18 protein-coding genes and 1 pseudogene are annotated in these 17,745 nt (G+C 64.1%); 12 read left to right on the top strand and 7 right to left on the bottom strand.

Annotated features, from left to right (window positions below; all coding sequences use genetic code 11):
- The coding region (locus tag AB6804_RS29750) for a hypothetical protein (RefSeq protein ID WP_370889502.1) at positions 1 to 453 on the bottom strand (453 nt) is incomplete at its 3' end.
- A gap of 222 nt (positions 454 to 675) precedes the next feature.
- On the opposite strand from AB6804_RS29750, the gene AB6804_RS29745 reads away from it, so the two are divergent.
- From AB6804_RS29745 to AB6804_RS29700, 10 genes and pseudogenes are all read left to right on the top strand, one after another.
- On the top strand, positions 676 to 1,977 hold the full coding sequence (locus AB6804_RS29745; protein ID WP_035961673.1) for a class I SAM-dependent RNA methyltransferase: 1,302 nt from the start codon (positions 676 to 678) through the stop codon (positions 1,975 to 1,977).
- Positions 1,978 to 2,059: 82 nt separating this feature from the next.
- Complete coding sequence (locus AB6804_RS29740; protein ID WP_370889501.1) at positions 2,060 to 3,457, top strand: aminopeptidase P N-terminal domain-containing protein; 1,398 nt, start codon at positions 2,060 to 2,062, stop codon at positions 3,455 to 3,457.
- A gap of 11 nt (positions 3,458 to 3,468) precedes the next feature.
- Positions 3,469 to 4,668, top strand: coding sequence for a UbiH/UbiF/VisC/COQ6 family ubiquinone biosynthesis hydroxylase (locus AB6804_RS29735; RefSeq protein WP_370889500.1), 1,200 nt, complete (start codon positions 3,469 to 3,471; stop codon positions 4,666 to 4,668).
- 448 nt (positions 4,669 to 5,116) lie between these two features.
- Complete coding sequence (gene dusB / locus AB6804_RS29730; RefSeq protein ID WP_370889499.1) at positions 5,117 to 6,208, top strand: tRNA dihydrouridine synthase DusB; 1,092 nt, start codon at positions 5,117 to 5,119, stop codon at positions 6,206 to 6,208.
- Positions 6,205 to 6,438 (top strand): Fis family transcriptional regulator, encoded by a 234-nt coding sequence (locus AB6804_RS29725; RefSeq protein WP_087643302.1) that lies wholly within the window; start codon positions 6,205 to 6,207, stop codon positions 6,436 to 6,438. The genes dusB and AB6804_RS29725 overlap by 4 nt, the downstream gene beginning before the upstream one ends.
- A gap of 64 nt (positions 6,439 to 6,502) precedes the next feature.
- Positions 6,503 to 8,068, top strand: coding sequence for a bifunctional phosphoribosylaminoimidazolecarboxamide formyltransferase/IMP cyclohydrolase (purH, locus tag AB6804_RS29720; RefSeq protein ID WP_370889498.1), 1,566 nt, complete (start codon positions 6,503 to 6,505; stop codon positions 8,066 to 8,068).
- An 89-nt stretch (positions 8,069 to 8,157) separates the two neighbouring features.
- On the top strand, positions 8,158 to 8,700 hold the full coding sequence (gene ruvC / locus AB6804_RS29715) for a crossover junction endodeoxyribonuclease RuvC (RefSeq protein WP_035961683.1): 543 nt from the start codon (positions 8,158 to 8,160) through the stop codon (positions 8,698 to 8,700).
- Positions 8,701 to 8,724: 24 nt separating this feature from the next.
- Entirely contained in the window at positions 8,725 to 9,306 is a 582-nt protein-coding gene (ruvA, locus tag AB6804_RS29710) for a Holliday junction branch migration protein RuvA (protein WP_035961684.1), read from the top strand.
- Between the two features lie 127 nt (positions 9,307 to 9,433).
- Entirely contained in the window at positions 9,434 to 10,495 is a 1,062-nt protein-coding gene (gene ruvB, locus AB6804_RS29705; RefSeq protein ID WP_035961686.1) for a Holliday junction branch migration DNA helicase RuvB, read from the top strand.
- 3 nt (positions 10,496 to 10,498) lie between these two features.
- A pseudogene (locus AB6804_RS29700) lies at positions 10,499 to 11,399 on the top strand (oxygenase MpaB family protein).
- Here the strand turns inward: AB6804_RS29700 and AB6804_RS29695 are convergent.
- From AB6804_RS29695 to tyrS, 3 genes are read right to left on the bottom strand one after another with little or no spacing between them, the layout of a single operon-like run.
- Complete coding sequence (locus tag AB6804_RS29695) at positions 11,396 to 12,043, bottom strand: histidine phosphatase family protein (protein ID WP_370889497.1); 648 nt, start codon at positions 12,041 to 12,043, stop codon at positions 11,396 to 11,398. The pseudogene AB6804_RS29700 and the gene AB6804_RS29695 sit on opposite strands and share 4 nt — an antisense overlap.
- Positions 12,040 to 12,498, bottom strand: a complete 459-nt coding sequence (dtd, locus tag AB6804_RS29690; RefSeq protein WP_244793515.1) for a D-aminoacyl-tRNA deacylase — start codon at positions 12,496 to 12,498, stop codon at positions 12,040 to 12,042. Before dtd ends, AB6804_RS29695 begins: the two co-directional genes overlap by 4 nt.
- Positions 12,495 to 13,751 (bottom strand): tyrosine--tRNA ligase, encoded by a 1,257-nt coding sequence (gene tyrS / locus AB6804_RS29685; RefSeq protein ID WP_370889496.1) that lies wholly within the window; start codon positions 13,749 to 13,751, stop codon positions 12,495 to 12,497. The genes dtd and tyrS overlap by 4 nt, the downstream gene beginning before the upstream one ends.
- A 257-nt stretch (positions 13,752 to 14,008) precedes the next feature.
- Between tyrS and AB6804_RS29680 the strand changes: the two genes are divergently transcribed.
- Positions 14,009 to 15,139, top strand: a complete 1,131-nt coding sequence (locus AB6804_RS29680; protein ID WP_370889503.1) for an anhydro-N-acetylmuramic acid kinase — start codon at positions 14,009 to 14,011, stop codon at positions 15,137 to 15,139.
- 71 nt (positions 15,140 to 15,210) lie between these two features.
- Here AB6804_RS29680 and erpA read toward each other — a convergent pair whose 3' ends face one another.
- The 3 genes from erpA to rplM form a co-directional block, all read right to left on the bottom strand.
- A complete protein-coding gene (gene erpA, locus AB6804_RS29675) occupies positions 15,211 to 15,576 on the bottom strand; it encodes an iron-sulfur cluster insertion protein ErpA (protein WP_244793516.1) in 366 nt (121 codons plus the stop codon).
- Positions 15,577 to 15,785: 209 nt separating this feature from the next.
- Positions 15,786 to 16,178, bottom strand: coding sequence for a 30S ribosomal protein S9 (gene rpsI, locus AB6804_RS29670; RefSeq protein WP_370889495.1), 393 nt, complete (start codon positions 16,176 to 16,178; stop codon positions 15,786 to 15,788).
- An 11-nt stretch (positions 16,179 to 16,189) separates the two neighbouring features.
- Positions 16,190 to 16,618, bottom strand: coding sequence for a 50S ribosomal protein L13 (rplM, locus tag AB6804_RS29665; RefSeq protein ID WP_035961695.1), 429 nt, complete (start codon positions 16,616 to 16,618; stop codon positions 16,190 to 16,192).
- A gap of 597 nt (positions 16,619 to 17,215) precedes the next feature.
- On the opposite strand from rplM, the gene AB6804_RS29660 reads away from it, so the two are divergent.
- Positions 17,216 to 17,638 (top strand): OsmC family protein, encoded by a 423-nt coding sequence (locus tag AB6804_RS29660; RefSeq protein ID WP_035961697.1) that lies wholly within the window; start codon positions 17,216 to 17,218, stop codon positions 17,636 to 17,638.
- Positions 17,639 to 17,745 lie beyond the last annotated feature (107 nt).

Below are 17,745 nucleotides of genomic sequence, written 5' to 3'. Positions count from 1 at the left end.
CTCGGTCGCTGCTTCATTTGCAACACCTCCGCTGCTCACGCAAATTTTAGGTGTTGCATCGACCGGTTGAATCCGCCGATATTCGACGTCGTCCATCATGCAAGCCTGAAATAAGTCTTTGAGGAACTGGTTGTTGGCGACTCCACGGCCCGCTTCGACTTCGACAACGAATCCTCCGCCTGCGTGATAGGCATCGGCTTCGAAAGACTTGGCGACGCGCCCATTGTTTCCATACAGAACGGGGACCCGGATCTTGTCTACGTGCTTTTTCCCTGCCTCGACTGCAAAGCCGAGTTCCGCAAGGGGCGTAGCAACATGGGCCAAAACGCCGTTGCTCGGAAGCGCATGCATATCCGAAGCGATCAGTGAATGAACTTCTTTGAACGCCTCGACAACGCCGATCGCAAGCGGCGTCGCCTTAACGGATCTCGGAAAATAGGCCCAGTTAACCATTTCTGATTCGTAGCGAATGCATGTACTCGTCTTTAGACGGATGCGTGCCTTGCAAACGCTGAAGCGCCGCCCGTTCTGAACGTCTGGCCGAAAGGAAATCGACGAAGACGCGATTCGTTAAAACGCGCACGGCCGCGAGACGACAGCGCGGCAAATTCTAGCGCACGCCCTCCGAAGTTCGCCCGCGTACAATACCGCCTTTGAACCCCGCAGAATTCCCACATGTCTTCCCCTCTTTTCGACTGGTTTGTCCCCTGCCCGCGCGGTCTCGAAGCGCCGCTCGCCGCCGAGCTTGCCGAGATCGGGGAACGCCATGTCAGCAGCGCGCCGCTTTCGGGCGGCGGTCCGCTGAACGTCGGCGCGCAAGTGCCCGGCGGCGTGCATTTCCGGGGCGGCTGGGTCGCGGGCATGGCGGCGAACCTGCATTCGCGTATCGCGAGCCGCGTGTTGCTGAAGATCGCGCACGGCCCGTATCGCAATGAGAACGACATCTACGATCTCACGCATCGGCAGCGCTGGGAGCAGTGGTTCACGCCGAGCCAGACGATGCGCGTCGATCTCACCGCGATCAAATCGCCGCTCAAGAGCCTCGAGTTCACGACGCTGCGCGTGAAGGACGCCGTCTGCGACCGCCTGCGCGACATCAGCGGCGCTCGCCCGAGCATCGACACCGCGCAACCGGACGTACGCGTGTTCGTGTTCCTCACGATGAACGAATGCACGCTCTATCTCGACACCTCCGGCGAACCGCTCTTCAAGCGCGGCTGGCGGCTCGACAAGGGCGCGGCGCCACTGCGCGAAAACCTCGCCGCGGGCATCCTGCGCCTCACCGGCTGGACGCCCGGCACGCCCCTCTTCGATCCGATGTGCGGCAGCGGCACGTTCCTCGCCGAAGCCGCGCAAACCGCGCTCAACATCGCGCCGGGCAGTGACCGGCGCTTCGGCTTCGAGAAGCTGAAGCCGTTCCATCCGGGCATGTGGCAAAAGCTCAAGACCGCCGCGACAGAAGCGCGCCGCGCGACGCGCGCATCGCAGGCACAGCTCGGCATCTTCGGCAGCGACATTTCCGGCGACATGCTGGAAAAGGCTCGCGCAAATCTGAGCCGCGCGGGCGTCGCCGATGTATCGCTCAAACAGGTCGACGCCCGCAACATGACGCCGCCGACCGACGAGCCCGGCATCCTCATCGCGAATCCGCCGTACGGAGAGCGTATCGAAGTGCGTGGACGCGGGCCGCGCGGCGAAGTGCGCGACACGCCCCGTTCGCGCCGGGAGGACGACGACGCCTTCGCCCGCGCCCAACCCGATCCCGCCGATACCGAATTCTTCATCTCGTTCGGCAACGCGCTCAAGCAACGCTTCCCGGGCTGGCGCGCGTACGTGCTCACGTCCGACCGCAAGCTGCCGGGGCTGCTGCGGCTGCGCGAATCGACGAAAACGCCGCTCTTCAACGGCGCGCTCGAATGCCGGCTGTTCCGCTTCGACCTGATCGCGGGAAGCGTGCGCAACCGCCCGGAAGAGTGAGCATGCAACATCATTCGGAGCCGCACCACTAGGCCGAATGGCCTGGTCGCGCGGCTTCGGGCCCGGCGCTACAATCGGGCGCATGAACTCAATGACCGAACACGCCAGCCCGATCGCCGTCGATATCTACCGTGGCCGCCGCGAACGCCTGCTCGCGGCGTTGCGCGCCGAAGGCGGCGGCGTCGCCATCGTCGCGACTGCGCCCGAAGTCATGCGCAATCGGGACACGGACTTCCCTTTTCGTCACGACAGCTACTTCTATTACCTGACCGGTTTCACCGAACCCGAAGCGACGCTCGTGCTCGATGCGAGCGCGGAGAACGGCGAGCCCGCGTCGATACTCTTCTGCCGCGAGAAGAACGCCGAGCGGGAAACGTGGGAAGGTTTTCGCTACGGTCCGGAGGCCGCGCGCGATGCCTTCGGTCTCGATGCCGCGTTCCCCATCGCCGCGCTCGATGAACAGATGGCGCGCCTGATCGCCGACAAGCCCGCGCTGTTTTACGCGCTCGGCACGTCCGAGGAACTGGATGCGCAAGTGCGCAACTGGCTCGCCGCCGTGCGCGCGCAAGGCCGCAGCGGCGTCCGCGCGCCGGCGAGAGCGCAACATGTGCTGCCGCTCATCGACGAAATGCGGCTCGTGAAGGACGCGCATGAAATCGCGATCATGCGACGCGCCGGGTCCATCTCGGCGGAGGCGCATCGCCGTGCAATGCGCGCCTGCCGCCCCGGCATGCGTGAATATGAAATCGAAGCCGAACTGCTCTACGCGTTTCGCCGCCACGGCGCGCAAGCGCCCGCGTATGGCTCGATCGTCGCGGCGGGCGCGAACGCGTGCGTGCTCCACTATCCGGCGGGCAACGCGATCGCGCGCGACGGCGACCTGATCCTCATCGACGCCGCGTGCGAACTGGACGGCTATGCGTCCGACATCACGCGCACCTTTCCGGCGAACGGCCGCTTCTCGCCCGCGCAGCGCGAGCTGTACGACATCGTGCTCGCCGCGCAGGCCGCCGCGATCGACGCCACGCGCGCCGGCGTGAGCTTCGACGCGCCGCATCAGGCCGCCGTGAAGGTGCTGTCGCAAGGCTTGCTCGATACGGGCATCGTCGACAAGACGAAGTTCGGCAGCGTCGACGACGTGATCGCGGAGCGCGCCTACATGCGCTTCTACATGCATCGCACCGGGCACTGGATCGGCATGGACGTGCACGACGCGGGCGAATACCGCGACGCCGATGGCCCCCGCGACGAGCAAGGCGCGCGTCCCTGGCGCGCGCTCGCGGCGGGCAACGTGCTGACCGTCGAACCGGGGCTGTATGTGCGCGCCGCCGAGGACGTACCCGAGCGCTACTGGAACACGGGCATCCGCATCGAGGACGACGCGCTCGTCACGCCCGGCGGCTGCGAACTGCTGACGCGCGAAGTGCCAGTCGCGGCGGACGAAATCGAAGCGCTGATGCGCGAATCCATCGGCAATTGAAGACCTAGAACATGAGCGACGCGATCACTGAACCGCATTTCGACTACGACATCGCCATCGTCGGCGCCGGGCCGGTCGGGCTCGCGCTCGCCGGCTGGCTTGCGCGGCGCAGCGCCACCTCGCGGCTGTCGATCGCGCTGATCGACGCGCGCACCGCCGACGCCGCCGCCAACGACCCGCGCTCGCTCGCACTGTCGCACGGCAGCCGCGTGATGCTGCAGCCGCTCGGCTTTCCCGCCGACGCCACGCCGATTCGCCGCATCCACGTATCGCAGCGCGGGCACTTCGGGCGCACGTTGATCGAGCATGACGAGCACGAGTTGCCGGAACTCGGTTATGTCGTGCGTTACGGGTCGCTCGTCACGGCGCTCGCGAACGCGGTGAAAAAGACCACGGTCGACTGGATTACCGATACCTCCGCGCTCCCGCCCTTGCAGGACAACGACGGCGTCACGCTGCCGCTGCAATCCGCGAGCGGCGAGCGGACGATCCGCGTTCGAGTGCTGGTCAACGCCGAAGGCGGGCTGTATCAGCAGGCGCCGCGCGAGGCTGCGGCGCCGGTCGACCGGCGCGCGCGCGATTATGGGCAAATGGCGATCGTCGGCACGGTGAGCGTGTCGGACCCGCAAGCGAACGTCGCGTGGGAGCGCTTCACGAACGAAGGCCCGATTGCGCTTCTGCCCTGCGGCGGTCAGCGTCATGCGGACTATTCGCTCGTCTGGTGCGCCCCGCCCGATGAAGCGGCGCGCCGCATGCAACTGGACGACGACGCGTTTCTCGCGGAACTGGGCGTCGCGTTCGGCGGGCGCATGGGGCGATTTACGCGCATCGCCGGGCGCGCGGCGTTTCCGCTCGGGCTGACGGCGCTGCACGCGCTCGTCGACCGCCGCACGGTGGCCATCGGCAATGCGGCGCAGACGCTGCATCCAGTGGCCGGTCAGGGGCTGAATCTGGGTCTGCGCGATGCGCTGGCGCTTTGCGACGCGCTCTCCGCCGATGGTGCGCGTCCGCTTGCCTTGGCGCATTTTGCCCAGCGCCGCGCGCTCGACCGGCGTCTCACCATCGGCGCTACGGATTCGCTCGCGCGAATCTTCACCGTCGATTTCGCACCGCTGGCCGCGGTGCGCGGTCTTGCGCTGACTGCGCTCGAGTTTCTGCCGCCGTTGAAGACGGCGCTCGCGCGGCAGATGATGTTCGGGCAACGGCGGTAACGGACGCGGGCGCTCGTGGTGGCGCCTTGTTCTCTCGGCCGGTCGGCCGCAATTGGCGCGCTGGCGCTCGCACTCGGCGTTCCGTCACCGAACTGCCAGCAGCGGACGCCCTTGTCGATGCCTTTCTCCCGCGCTTTCTTCTCTGCGACCGCTCGCGCTCGCAGAGAAGAGTCGAAGCGCGGCCGTTGACCGGCAGGCGGCAGGCGGCAGGCGGCAGGCGTAGTGTGACCGACGCGCTTTCGACCCAGTCCATCGCCCGCAAGCCCGAACTTATCCCCCTCTCCCTCGCCCGCTTTCATCGAAGATTTAAAGACTTGCACGCGATTGCTCTTAATTTCAGCAGCCGCTTAGCGTTAAAATACGCGTTTCCCTTCCGCATCCTTGCATCCGCCTGACGTGAAGCCGGCATCCCTGTCGCGCAATCGCCAGCGCGGAGGCCAAAGCCTCCATGGTCACCATCGGTTCACACGTCCTGCGCAATAACCTGTTCGTCGCTCCGATGGCGGGCGTCACCGACCGCCCGTTCCGCCAGCTCTGCAAACGCATGGGCGCGGGCTACGCGGTGTCGGAGATGGTCGCGTCCAATGCGCAGTTGTGGAAGAGCGAAAAGACCATGCGCCGCGCGAATCACGCGGGCGAAGTCGAGCCCATCTCGGTGCAGATTGCGGGCGCGGACCCGCAGATGCTCGCCGAGGCCGCGCGTCACAACGTCGCCAACGGCGCGCAGATCATCGACATCAACATGGGATGCCCCGCCAAGAAGGTCTGCAATGTCGCGGCCGGCTCGGCGCTCTTGCAGAACGAACCGCTCGTGGCGCGCATCGTCGAGGCGGTGGTTCAGGCGGTCGGCGTCGGCCCGGACGCAGTGCCGGTCACGCTCAAGATTCGCACGGGCTGGAATCGCGAGAACAAGAACGCGCTGACCATCGCGCGGATCGCGCAGGATGCCGGCATCTCCATGCTCACGGTGCACGGCCGCACGCGCGCCGACCTTTACAAGGGCGACGCGGAGTACGAAACCATCGCGGCCGTGAAGGCATCGGTGAAGATTCCGGTCGTCGCGAACGGCGACATCGCCACGCCCGAAAAAGCGCGCGACGTGCTCGCCGCGACGGGCGCCGACGCCATCATGATCGGCCGCGCGGCGCAGGGTCGTCCGTGGCTGTTCCGCGAGATCGAGCACTTCTTGAAGACGGGCGAACGCATGCCGATGCCGCGCATCGACGAGATTCAGCAGGTGATGAACGAGCACCTCGAAGATCACTATGCGTTCTACGGGGAATTCACGGGCGTACGGACTGCGCGCAAGCACATCGGCTGGTACACTCGCGGCCTTTCCGGCGCGGGCACCTTCCGCCACCGGATGAATACGCTCGACACGACCAAAGAACAATTGCTCGCTGTGAACGAATTCTTCGACGCGCAAAAGGCGTTGTCGGACCGTCTCATTTACGTCGACGAGGCGAAGGACGCCGAGGACGCGGCCGGGGAAGAATCGTGCGGCGCGCAAGACCACACCGACCGACTAATAGCCGCATGAGCAGACATAACATCGAACAATGCGTCCGCCAGAGCCTGGACAGTTATTTTCAGGACCTGGACGGCTCGAACCCGCACGACGTCTACGACATGGTGATCTCGTGCGTGGAGAAACCGATGCTCGAGGTGGTGCTCGAGCAGGCGGGCGGCAATCAGTCGCTTGCAGCCGAGTATCTCGGCATCAACCGCAACACGCTACGCAAGAAACTCCAGCAGCACGGATTGATTTGATTCATCGGACTGGGGCGCTTGCCTTGGTCCGGCCTGGTTATCCTTTTCGGTTTCAGTGTTCATCATGATCAAGCAAGCGCTCATCTCCGTTTCCGACAAATCCGGCATCGTCGATTTCGCGAAATCGCTGTCGGAACTCGGCGTCAAGATCCTCTCGACCGGCGGCACGGCCAAACTGCTCGCCGACGCGGGCCTGCCCGTGACCGAAGTCGCCGATTACACCGGCTTCCCGGAAATGCTCGATGGGCGCGTGAAGACGCTGCATCCTAAAGTGCACGGCGGCATTCTCGCGCGCCGCGACCTGCCCGAGCACATGGCCGCGCTGGACCAGCACGGCATTCCGACCATCGATCTGCTGGTCGTGAACCTGTATCCGTTCGTGCAGACGGTCTCGAAGGAACAGTGCTCGCTGGAAGACGCGATCGAGAACATCGATATCGGCGGGCCGACCATGCTGCGCTCGGCGGCGAAGAATCATCGCGACGTGACCGTGATCGTCGATCCCGCCGACTACTCCGCCGTGCTCGGCGAAATGCGCGCGAACGGCAACAGCGTCGGCTACAAGACCAACTTCCGCCTCGCGACGAAAGTCTTCGCGCACACGGCGCAATACGACGGCGCGATCACGAACTATCTGACGAGCCTCACCGAAGCACTCCAGCACAGCGAGCGCAATACGTATCCGGCCACCTTCAATCTCGCGTTCGAGAAGGTGCAGGACCTGCGTTACGGCGAGAACCCGCATCAAAGCGCGGCGTTCTATCGCGATCTTTCCGTGCCGGCCGGCGCGCTCGCCAACTACGAGCAACTGCAGGGCAAGGAACTGTCGTACAACAACATCGCGGATTCGGACGCGGCCTGGGAATGCGTGAAGACCTTCGACGCGCCCGCCTGCGTCATCATCAAGCATGCGAATCCGTGCGGCGTCGCGGTTGGCGCTGACGCACACGAGGCATACTCGAAGGCGTTCCAGACCGATCCGACCTCAGCATTCGGCGGCATCATCGCGTTCAATCGCGAAGTTGACGAAGCGGCGGCGCAGGCCGTCGCCAAGCAGTTCGTCGAAGTGCTGATCGCGCCGTCGTTCAGCGAAGCGGCGCGCGCGGTGTTCGCGGCGAAGCAGAACGTGCGTCTCTTGCAGATCGCGCTGGGCGCGGGTCACAACAGCTTCGACCTGAAGCGCGTCGGCGGCGGCCTGCTGGTGCAATCGCTCGATGCGAAGAACGTGCAGCCGCACGAACTGCGCGTCGTGACGAAGCGTCATCCGACGCCGAAGGAAATGGACGATCTGCTGTTCGCGTGGCGCGTCGCGAAGTACGTGAAGTCGAACGCCATCGTGTTTTGCGGCGGCGGCATGACGCTCGGCGTCGGCGCGGGCCAGATGAGCCGCGTGGATTCGGCGCGCATCGCGGGCATCAAGGCGCAGAACGCGGGGTTGTCGCTGAACGGCTCGGCGGTCGCATCGGATGCGTTTTTCCCGTTCCGTGACGGGCTCGACGTGGTCGTCAACGCGGGCGCGACCTGCGTGATCCAGCCGGGCGGCTCGATGCGTGACGACGAAGTGATCGCCGCCGCCGACGAGCACAACGTCGCGATGATCGTCACCGGCACGCGTCACTTCCGCCATTAAACCGGCTCGCTTCATTTACTATTGGCCTGTTTGTGCTGCTGACGGCGCAAACAGGCCATTTTGATTTCCACGAGCCGCATCGCGAACGAATGAGAATCCTAGGCATCGACCCCGGCTTGCGCGTGACGGGCTTCGGCATCATCGACGTGAGCGGGCATTCGCTCAACTACGTGACGAGCGGCGTCATCAAGACCGCCGATGCCGATCTGCCTTCACGCCTGAATACGATTTTCAACGGCATCTCCACGCTCATTCGCCAGCACAATCCCGATCAGGCCGCGATCGAGAAAGTCTTCGTGAACGTCAATCCGCAATCGACGCTTTTGCTCGGACAGGCGCGCGGCGCGGCGATATGCGGGCTCGTCGCGAGCGGTGTGCCGGTGGCCGAATATACGGCGCTGCAGTTGAAGCAGGCGGTCGTCGGCTATGGCCGCGCGACGAAGGAGCAGATGCAGCAGATGGTCGTGCGGCTGCTCACCCTCTCCGGCGTGCCAAGCACCGACGCCGCCGATGCGCTCGGCATGGCGATCTGTCACGCGCATGGCGGCACGGGGCTCGCGACGCTGGGCGGCATCGCGCCGTCGCTCGCAAAGAAAGGCTTGCGCGTGCGACGCGGCAGGCTCATCGGCTAAATCTTCTACCCTCAGAAAGAAAACATGATCGGTCGCATTGCCGGCGTTCTGCTCGAAAAAAATCCGCCGCACCTGCTCGTCGACTGCAACGGCGTTGGCTATGAAGTCGATGTGCCGATGAGCACGTTCTACAACCTGCCGAACGCGGGCGAGAAGGTCGTGCTGCTCACGCAGATGATCGTGCGTGAAGACGCGCATTTGCTCTATGGCTTCCTGACGTCGCAGGAACGGGCGACGTTCCGCGAGCTGCTGAAGATCAGCGGCATCGGCGCACGCATGGCGCTGGCCGTGCTCTCGGGCATGAGCGTGCAGGAACTCGCGCAGACCGTGACGACGCAGGACACCGCGCGTCTGACGCGCGTGCCGGGCATCGGCAAGAAGACGGCGGAGCGCTTGCTGCTCGAGCTCAAAGGCAAGCTCGGCGCGGATCTCGGCGCGATGGCGAGCGCGGCTTCGCAATCCGATCACGCGTCGGACATTCTGAATGCGCTGCTCGCGCTGGGGTATTCGGAGAAGGAAGCGCTTGCCGCCGTCAAGAACGTGCCGGCGGGAACGGGCGTGTCGGAGGGGATCAAGCTGGCGTTGAAGGCGTTGTCGAAGGGATAAAGGTTTCAGCGGCCCGCTGTCGAAACGGGCGAGATTGCTTGACGGCGCTCGTCGCTGCGCATCCGTCCATAAGTCCGCGCCGCGCTTCGCGCCTCGTCGCGAGAAACGCACGCTGTACAATCGACCCATGATCGAAACCGACAAACTCGCCGCCGAACGCATCATTGCGGCCACGCCCGTCTCGCCGAACGAAGAAGCCTTCGAACGCGCGCTGCGTCCGCGCCAGCTCGACGAATACGTCGGTCAGGAAAAGGTTCGCGGCCAGCTCGAAATCTTCATCGAAGCGGCCAAGCGCCGCTCGGAAGCGCTCGATCACGTGTTGCTGTTCGGCCCGCCCGGGCTCGGCAAGACGACGCTCGCGCACATCATCGCGCGGGAAATGGGCGTCAATCTGCGGCAGACGTCGGGACCGGTGCTCGAACGCGCGGGCGACCTCGCCGCGCTGCTGACCAATCTCGAAGCCAACGACGTGCTCTTCATCGACGAGATTCATCGGCTTTCGCCGGTCGTCGAAGAAATCCTGTACCCGGCGCTCGAGGATTACCAGATCGACATCATGATCGGCGAAGGACCGGCCGCGCGCAGCGTGAAGCTCGACCTGCAGCCGTTCACGCTCGTCGGGGCCACGACGCGCGCGGGCATGCTGACGAATCCACTGCGCGATCGCTTCGGCATCGTGTCGCGGCTCGAGTTCTATAACGCGAGCGAACTGGCGCGCATCGTGTCGCGTTCGGCGTCGCTGCTGAAGGCGGACATCGTGCCCGAGGGCGCACTCGAAATCGCGCGGCGCTCGCGCGGCACGCCGCGTATCGCCAACCGGCTGCTGCGGCGCGTGCGCGATTATGCGGAAGTGAAGGCGGACGGCAACATCACTGGCGAAGTCGCGGATGCCGCGCTGAAAATGCTCGACGTCGATCCGGTCGGCTTCGACTTGATGGACCGCAAGCTGCTCGAAGCCATCCTGCACAAGTTCGATGGCGGTCCCGTCGGCGTCGACAATCTCGCGGCGGCGATCGGCGAAGAGCGCGACACCATCGAGGACGTGCTCGAACCGTATCTGATCCAGCAAGGTTATTTGCAGCGTACGCCGCGCGGACGCGTCGCGACCCTGCTCGCCTACCGCCACTTCGGCATTGCCGCGCCCGATGCCGGGCCGATTCGCGACCTCTGGGACGCGAGCAACGGTTAGCGCATGTCCGATCAGGCGACGCTGATTACGCGCGTGCGGTCATCGATTGCGCGCGGCGTCACGGGGTCTGACGACCGGCGGCGGCCCCAGGCTCGATTACTCGTCGCCCCCCGGCGATCCCGGGCTCTTCGGGCCGGACGCCGTCTGCTGGAAAGTCCACGCCGATTTCACGTCGATGATGGCGGGCGGCATCAGCGCGCTCCTGCTTCAGACGCTGCATCCGCTGGCGCTGGCGGGCGTGTGGGACCACTCGACATTTCGTACGGACATCCTCGGCCGCCTGCGCCGCACGGCGACTTTCGTCGCGGGCACGACGTTCGGCAATCGCACCGACGCGCTCGCGCTCATCGAACGGGTGACGACGATTCATCTTGACGTTACGGGCATCGCACCGGATGGCCGTCCGTATCGCGCGAACGATCCCGATTTGCTGACCTGGGTGCACGTCGCGGAAGTGTCGAGCTTTCTCGCTGGCTATCTGCGCTACGTGAATCCCGCGCTATCCAAGGCCGATCAGGACCGTTACTTCGATGAAACCGCGACGATCGCGCGAATGCTCGGCGCACGCAACGTGCCGGTCACGCGCGCCCAGATCGAAGCGTATCTGACCGCCATGCGCCCTGAACTGCAAGCAGGCGATCGCACGCAGGAAGTCATCCGCGCGTTGAAGGACGCGCCGACGCCGAGCATCGCGATGAAGCCGGCGAGCAAGCTCGTGTTCAGTGCAGGTGTCGACCTGCTGCCCGACTGGGCGCAGGAGATGCTCGGCCTGTCCGCGCTTGCGCCGGTGAGACGCGTGATCGCGCGTCCCGGCGTGCGGGCGATGGCCCCCGTCATGCGCTGGGCGCTCGTCAACGGGATTGCGAAGCGGGCGCGGATAAGAGCCGCGGCGAAGCGGACCTAGGCGCGTTTGCGCAGGTTGTCGTCGTCGGTATCGGTCGCCAGATGGCTGATATCGCCCCACGATACGACCGTCGCGCCATCCACTTCGTAATCGACGACATTCACGCTGCAATTGAGCAGCGGCCAGCCGCGCGGCTCCGACAGCGGCAGCTTCATCGCGAACCGGTAAATGCAATCGAGCACGCCGCCATGCGCGACGCATGCGATCCGCCCGCCCGGATGCGCGGCGACGATCGGTTCCATCGCGTGAATCACGCGGTGATAGAACACGCGCTGCGATTCGCCGCCAGGCGGCGCAAAGCCCGGATCGCGCGTCTGCCACTCGACGTATTCGGCGGGAAACTTCGTGTTGATCTCGTCGCTGTCGTGGCCCTGGAACGCGCCGTACTGACGCTCGCGCAAGCCTTCCGCGAGCCGCACGGTAAGCCCGAGCGCATCGGCGAAAGGACGCGCCGTCTGCTGGGCGCGAAGCAGATCGCTCGAATAGACCGCATCGAGCCGGCCTTCGCGCGCGAGGCGCTCGCCGAGTTGTTCGGCCTGCAGGAAGCCATGCGCGGACAACGGAATGTCGATGTGCCCCTGAATGCGCTTGATGCGGTTCCAGTCGGTTTCGCCGTGGCGGATGAACAAGACCTGAGTCGTCATGGACGCACCTGAAGCCAGAACGTGACGGGGCCGTCATTGACGAGCGACACCTGCATGTCGGCGCCGAATTCTCCCGTCTCGACAATCGGATGCTTCGCCCGCGCCTCGCGCACGAAGTAATCGAAGAGGCGCTTGCCTTCGTCGGGAGGCGCGGCCGGCGTGAAGCTCGGGCGCAGGCCGCTCGATGTATCGGCGGCGAGCGTGAATTGCGATACCAGCAGCACGCCGCCCGCACGCCCCGCGCCGTCGATGTTCTGCACCGGCAGGTTCATCTTGCCCGCAGCGTCGCTGAAGACGCGATACGCCAGCATCTTCGCGAGCAGCTTGTCGGCGGCGGCTTCGTTGTCGCCGCGCTCGGCGCAGACCAGCGCGAGCAGGCCCGCGTCGATTGCGCCGGTCACACGGTCCCCGACGCGCACGTCCGCGCGCCGCACACGCTGAATGAGGGCGATCATGCCGAGAGCGAAACGCGGGCGAAGCGGCGCTTGCCGACTTGCACGATGAATTCGCCTGCCTCGACCTTGAGGCCCTTGTCGGAGACGGTCGCGCCGTCGATCTTCACGCCGCCCTGCTCGATGTTGCGCAGCGCTTCACTCGTCGACGGCACGAGCCCCGCCTGCTTTAGCAACTGGCCGATGGCGAGCGGCGCGCCCGTAAGCGTGACCGACGGAATATCGTCCGGCACGCCGCCCTTCGCGCGATGATTGAAGTCCTCGAGCGCGCGCTCGGCGTCCGCCGGGGAGTGAAAGCGCGCGACCATCTCCTGGGCGAGCATCACCTTGAAATCGCGCGGATTGCGGCCGCCTTCCGCTTCGCGCCTGAAGCCCGCGATCTCGTCCATGCTGCGAAACGACAGCAGTTCGAAGTAACGCCACATCAGCACGTCGGAAATGCTCATCAGCTTGCCGAACATGTCAGTGGGCTTCTCGCTGATGCCGACGTAGTTGTTCTTCGACTTCGACATCTTGTCGACGCCATCCAGCCCTTCGAGCAGCGGCATCGTCAGAATGCATTGCTGTTCCTGGCCGTATTGCTTCTGCAATTCGCGGCCGACGAGCAGGTTGAACTTCTGGTCCGTGCCGCCCAGTTCGAGGTCCGCGTTGAGCGCGACGGAGTCGTAGCCCTGCATCAGCGGATAGAGGAACTCGTGGATCGAAATGGGTACGCCGCTCTGGAAGCGCTTGGTGAAGTCTTCGCGTTCGAGAATCCGCGCGACCGTGTAGCGCGACGCCAGCTTGATCATGCCGTCGGCGCCGAGCGGCATCGACCATTCGCTGTTGTAGCGGATTTCGGTCTTTTCGCGGTCGAGCACGAGCGCAGCCTGCTCGAAATACGTCTTCGCGTTCGTTTCGATCTGCTCGCGCGTCAGCGGCGGACGCGTCGCGTTGCGGCCAGACGGATCGCCGATCAACGACGTGAAGTCGCCGATCAGGAAGATCACCTGATGCCCCAGGTCCTGCAACTGGCGCATCTTGTTCAGCACGACCGTATGGCCGATGTGGATGTCGGGTGCGGTCGGATCGAGGCCGAGCTTGATGCGCAGCGGCTTGCCCGTCGCGGCGCTCCTCGCGAGCTTCTGCGCGAACTCGTCTTCGATCAGCAGTTCGTCGCAGCCACGCTTGGCGATGGCGAGCGCCGCGCGCACCTCGTCGGTGATCGGAAGCGCCTGCGCGGCGGGCGAGGAAGAAGCGTTGGAGTCAGTGGTCATGCTTGCGGCTTGTGATGTGTAATGGATGCGATGCCTGGCGCGCGTCGAACGCGGCTTGTGCGATGACATCGCGCGCAAAGGCTTGTTCAGGCACAGGATTTTACGCGATGACGTTGCGCTTCGTGCCGTTTCCGGGCGTTTGCATCGCCGGCGCGCCGTGCGCAAGAGTCTTAACGCGGCCTCTCATTGCGCGGATAATCGCGGCTTGACGGACGCGCATCGACGAGGAGAGCAACGTGGGGAAGAAAGCCGAAGTGATCGAAACCGGCAAGGCGGACGGCGTGTACTTCGGTCTGATGTCCGGCACCAGCATGGACGGCGTCGATGGCGTCGCGGTGCAATTCACAACGGGCAAGCCGCCGGTCGTGCTCGGCGAGGCGCACGTTTCGTTTTCTCAAGGCCTGCGCGACGCCCTCTTCTCGCTCCAGGCCCCCGGCGACAACGAGATCGAACGCGAGGCGCTCGCCGGCAACGCGCTCGCGACGCGTTACGCCGTCTGCTGCCACGAGTTGCAGAGCGTTAGCGGCTATTCGGCGTCCAAAGTGCGCGCCATCGGCGTGCACGGACAGACGGTGCGGCATCGGCCGGAGAAAGGGTATACGCGGCAGATCAACAATCCGGCGCTGCTCGCGGAGATGACGAACATCGACGTCATCGCCGATTTCCGCAGCCGCGACGTCGCCGCGGGCGGGCAAGGCGCGCCGCTCGTGCCGGCGTTTCACGCGACCGTTTTTGGTGCGAAGAACGAGACGCGCGTCGTCTGCAATCTCGGCGGCATCAGCAATATCACGATTCTCGCGGCGAACGGCGCGGTGCGCGGCTTCGACTGCGGTCCGGCTAACGCGCTGCTCGACGAGTGGGCGCATCGGCATCTGCAGAAACCGTATGACGATGGCGGGAAATTCGCGGCGAGCGGCGAGGTCAATCGCCCGCTGTTGAACGCGCTGCTGGACGAGCCGTTCTTCGAAGAAGCGCCGCCGAAAAGCACCGGGCGCGACCTGTTCAACCCGGCGTGGCTCGATGCAAAGCTCGCAGCGTTTCCGAACCTCTCTCCCGCCGATGTCCAGGCGACGCTCACCGCGCTCACGGCCACGACGGTCGCACGCGAGATCGAACGCCATGCAGCCGATGCGCGTGCGGTCTATGTGTGCGGCGGCGGCGCGCGCAATCCGGTGCTGCTGAAGATGTTGCAGCAGGCGCTCGAACGAACCGGCGCATCGGGTGTCCCCGTCATGACCACCGACGCCCTCGGCGTGCCGCCGCAACAGGTCGAAGCGTTCGCGTTCGCGTGGCTCGCGATGCGCTGCGTCGCGCGTGAGCCGGGAAATCTCGCCGCGGTCACGGGCGCGGCTGGCGAGCGCGTGCTCGGCGCCATCTATCCGCATTGAGCGTCATGCGCCCGGAAACGCAAAACGGAGCCCGAAGGCTCCGTTTCTCATTCTGACCGCCGGATGAGCGATTAGACCGAGAACGACGATCCGCAACCGCACGTCGTCGTCGCGTTCGGATTCTTGATCACGAACTGCGCGCCGTTGAGATCGTCCTTATAGTCGATCTCCGCGCCGACGAGATACTGATAGCTCATCGAATCGACGAGCAACTGCACGCCGCTCTTGTCCATTACGGTGTCGTCTTCGTTGACCTCTTCGTCGAACGTGAAGCCGTATTGGAAACCCGAGCATCCGCCGCCTTGCACGAACACGCGCAGCTTCAGATCCGGATTGCCTTCTTCGTCGATCAATTGCTTGACCTTCTCCGCAGCCGCGTCAGTGAAGACGAAGGGCATCGGCATTTCGGTCGTGGGGGTGTCGCTGACAGCGCTCATGCGAATTCTCCAAGTAGCTTCTAGCCACCATTGTAGGGCTGATCTCAAAATCGTGCCGAATGCCCATGAAATCAAGAGGCTATATGCAAGATTGACACGTCCAGCCCGCCGCGCCAAAGAAAAAGCCGCCGGCACGTAGCGTGCGGGCGGCTTTTGCGGCAGCTTCGCTTCGAAGCCGGAAGTCCCGGCTCCAGGCGATGCCGAAGCGATTAACGCTTCGAGAATTGCTTCCTGCGGCGTGCCTTGTGGAAACCGACCTTCTTACGTTCCACTTCACGCGCGTCGCGGGTGACGAAGCCTGCGTTCGACAGTTGCGACTTCAGCGTTGCGTCGTAGTCCATCAACGCGCGGGTGATGCCGTGGCGAACCGCGCCTGCCTGACCCGTCTCGCCGCCGCCGTTCACGTTGACCTTGATGTCGAACGTGGCGGCGTGGTTCGTGAGTTCGAGCGGTTGACGCACGATCATCAGCGACGTTTCACGCGAGAAGTAGTCGGCGATGGGCTTGCCATTGACGATGATCTCGCCCTTGCCCGACTTGATGAAGACACGAGCGACGGCGCTCTTGCGGCGGCCCGTACCGTAGTTCCAGTTACCGATCATGTGGGCTCCCCTTAGATCTCGAGCGCTTTAGGCTGTTGAGCCGTATGCGGATGCGTTGCTTCGGCGTAGACCTTCAGCTTCTTGATCATTGCGTAGCCGAGCGGACCCTTCGGCAGCATGCCCTTCACTGCCTTCTCGAGCGCACGGCCCGGGAAGCGCTCTTGCATCTTGCCGAACGTCGTTTCATAGATGCCGCCCGGGTAGCCCGAGTGACGATAGTACTTCTTGTCCGTGGTCTTGTTGCCCGTGACCTTCAGCTTGCCGGCGTTGATGATGATGATGAAATCACCAGTGTCGACGTGCGGAGTAAATTCAGGCTTGTGCTTGCCGCGAAGACGGCGTGCCACTTCGCTGGCGACACGGCCGAGAACCTTATCCGTCGCGTCAATCACGTACCATTCGCGCGTCACCTCTTCGGCTTTTGCGGAAAACGTCTTCATGATCGATCCAAAAATTAATTTGCCCTTTTGCTCTTGCCTTGTTCGGTCCTGCTTATAGGTGCGCTCGACGGCGCGTGCAGGCTCTCCCAGGCCTCTCTCCGCGGGCGTGTGGCGAAGAGAACTTTGGATTATATCGGGAAAAGACTCGACGAGTCAAAGAGTTGGCCGTTTCACCGGCGAAGCGGCCGCGCTTGAGGCGCAAATTGGACGAAAAAAAACCCGAGCGTCTGAAGGCTCGGGTTCAATCCACTAAGGAGGAGGTGGAGGAGACACGGTAGATTCGTCGTACTGCGACAACCAATGAAACCGAGTATAGGCACGCTCGTGCGCATAGGCAAGGAAACTTGCATCATGGAACATCAACTCACGATGTGAAACGTCGGACATCGCGGCTCTCCTCGAAGAATCAACGAGTTGGACGGCGTTGTTTGCTGCGGCGTACTGCAGAAGCCCCATTCAGAACAGGGATTAGTTAGAACCCAGCGAATCGTGTCTGGCTTTCCGACGCCGTCAACCCGTGATTGCGCGAAGCCGCCAAACGCACGACCCGCTACAATCGAACCTCTGAAAAACGTGTCAAGCGGCGGGAGCCTGAGCATGGAATGCAAAGTGAGCTGGATGGGACAGGACGGCATGGCTTTCGCCGCCGAAACCGGTAGCGGTCACCTCGTCGCGATGGACGGAGCACCCGAAGGCGGCGGTCGCAACCTCGCACCGCGCCCGATGGAAATGGTGCTGCTTGGAACGGGCGGCTGCACCGCCTACGATGTCGTGATGATCCTGAAGAAGAGCCGCCAGGAGATCGAGGGCTGCTCGGTCACGCTCAAGGCTGACCGCGCGAGCGAAGACCCGAAGGTGTTCACCAAGATTCACTTTCATTTCACGGTGACGGGCAAGAATCTGAACCCGGCGACGGTCGAGCGCGCGATCAACCTGTCGCACGACAAGTATTGCTCGGCGTCGATCATGCTCGCGAAGACGGCGGAGCTGACGCATTCGTTCGATATCGTCGAACGCTGAGCAGATTGCATCGAAGAAAAAAGCCGGCGTCTGAACTGACCCCCTGAAGTTGGACAGTAAAGGCTAGGCAGCCAAGGGCTGAGTCCTGTATTGCACGGGACTCAGCC

The organism is Caballeronia sp. RCC_10, assembly GCF_041360715.1.
Classification (GTDB): domain Bacteria; phylum Pseudomonadota; class Gammaproteobacteria; order Burkholderiales; family Burkholderiaceae; genus Caballeronia; species Caballeronia grimmiae.
This window is presented reverse-complemented; position numbering and strand designations above follow the sequence as displayed.

Bases quoted from the DNA above. Each gene is read 5' to 3' on its own strand.
- AB6804_RS29745 (WP_035961673.1), top strand. From the start codon at position 676: ATGTCTTCCCCTCTTTTCGACTGGTTTGTCCCCTGCCCGCGCGGTCTC.
- AB6804_RS29740 (WP_370889501.1), top strand. From the start codon at position 2,060: ATGAACTCAATGACCGAACACGCCAGCCCGATCGCCGTCGATATCTAC.
- AB6804_RS29735 (WP_370889500.1), top strand. From the start codon at position 3,469: ATGAGCGACGCGATCACTGAACCGCATTTCGACTACGACATCGCCATC.
- dusB (WP_370889499.1), top strand. From the start codon at position 5,117: ATGGTCACCATCGGTTCACACGTCCTGCGCAATAACCTGTTCGTCGCT.
- AB6804_RS29725 (WP_087643302.1), top strand. From the start codon at position 6,205: ATGAGCAGACATAACATCGAACAATGCGTCCGCCAGAGCCTGGACAGT.
- purH (WP_370889498.1), top strand. From the start codon at position 6,503: ATGATCAAGCAAGCGCTCATCTCCGTTTCCGACAAATCCGGCATCGTC.
- ruvC (WP_035961683.1), top strand. From the start codon at position 8,158: ATGAGAATCCTAGGCATCGACCCCGGCTTGCGCGTGACGGGCTTCGGC.
- ruvA (WP_035961684.1), top strand. From the start codon at position 8,725: ATGATCGGTCGCATTGCCGGCGTTCTGCTCGAAAAAAATCCGCCGCAC.
- ruvB (WP_035961686.1), top strand. From the start codon at position 9,434: ATGATCGAAACCGACAAACTCGCCGCCGAACGCATCATTGCGGCCACG.
- AB6804_RS29695 (WP_370889497.1), bottom strand. From the start codon at position 12,043: ATGACGACTCAGGTCTTGTTCATCCGCCACGGCGAAACCGACTGGAAC.
- dtd (WP_244793515.1), bottom strand. From the start codon at position 12,498: ATGATCGCCCTCATTCAGCGTGTGCGGCGCGCGGACGTGCGCGTCGGG.
- tyrS (WP_370889496.1), bottom strand. From the start codon at position 13,751: ATGACCACTGACTCCAACGCTTCTTCCTCGCCCGCCGCGCAGGCGCTT.
- erpA (WP_244793516.1), bottom strand. From the start codon at position 15,576: ATGAGCGCTGTCAGCGACACCCCCACGACCGAAATGCCGATGCCCTTC.
- rpsI (WP_370889495.1), bottom strand. From the start codon at position 16,178: ATGATCGGTAACTGGAACTACGGTACGGGCCGCCGCAAGAGCGCCGTC.
- rplM (WP_035961695.1), bottom strand. From the start codon at position 16,618: ATGAAGACGTTTTCCGCAAAAGCCGAAGAGGTGACGCGCGAATGGTAC.
- AB6804_RS29660 (WP_035961697.1), top strand. From the start codon at position 17,216: ATGGAATGCAAAGTGAGCTGGATGGGACAGGACGGCATGGCTTTCGCC.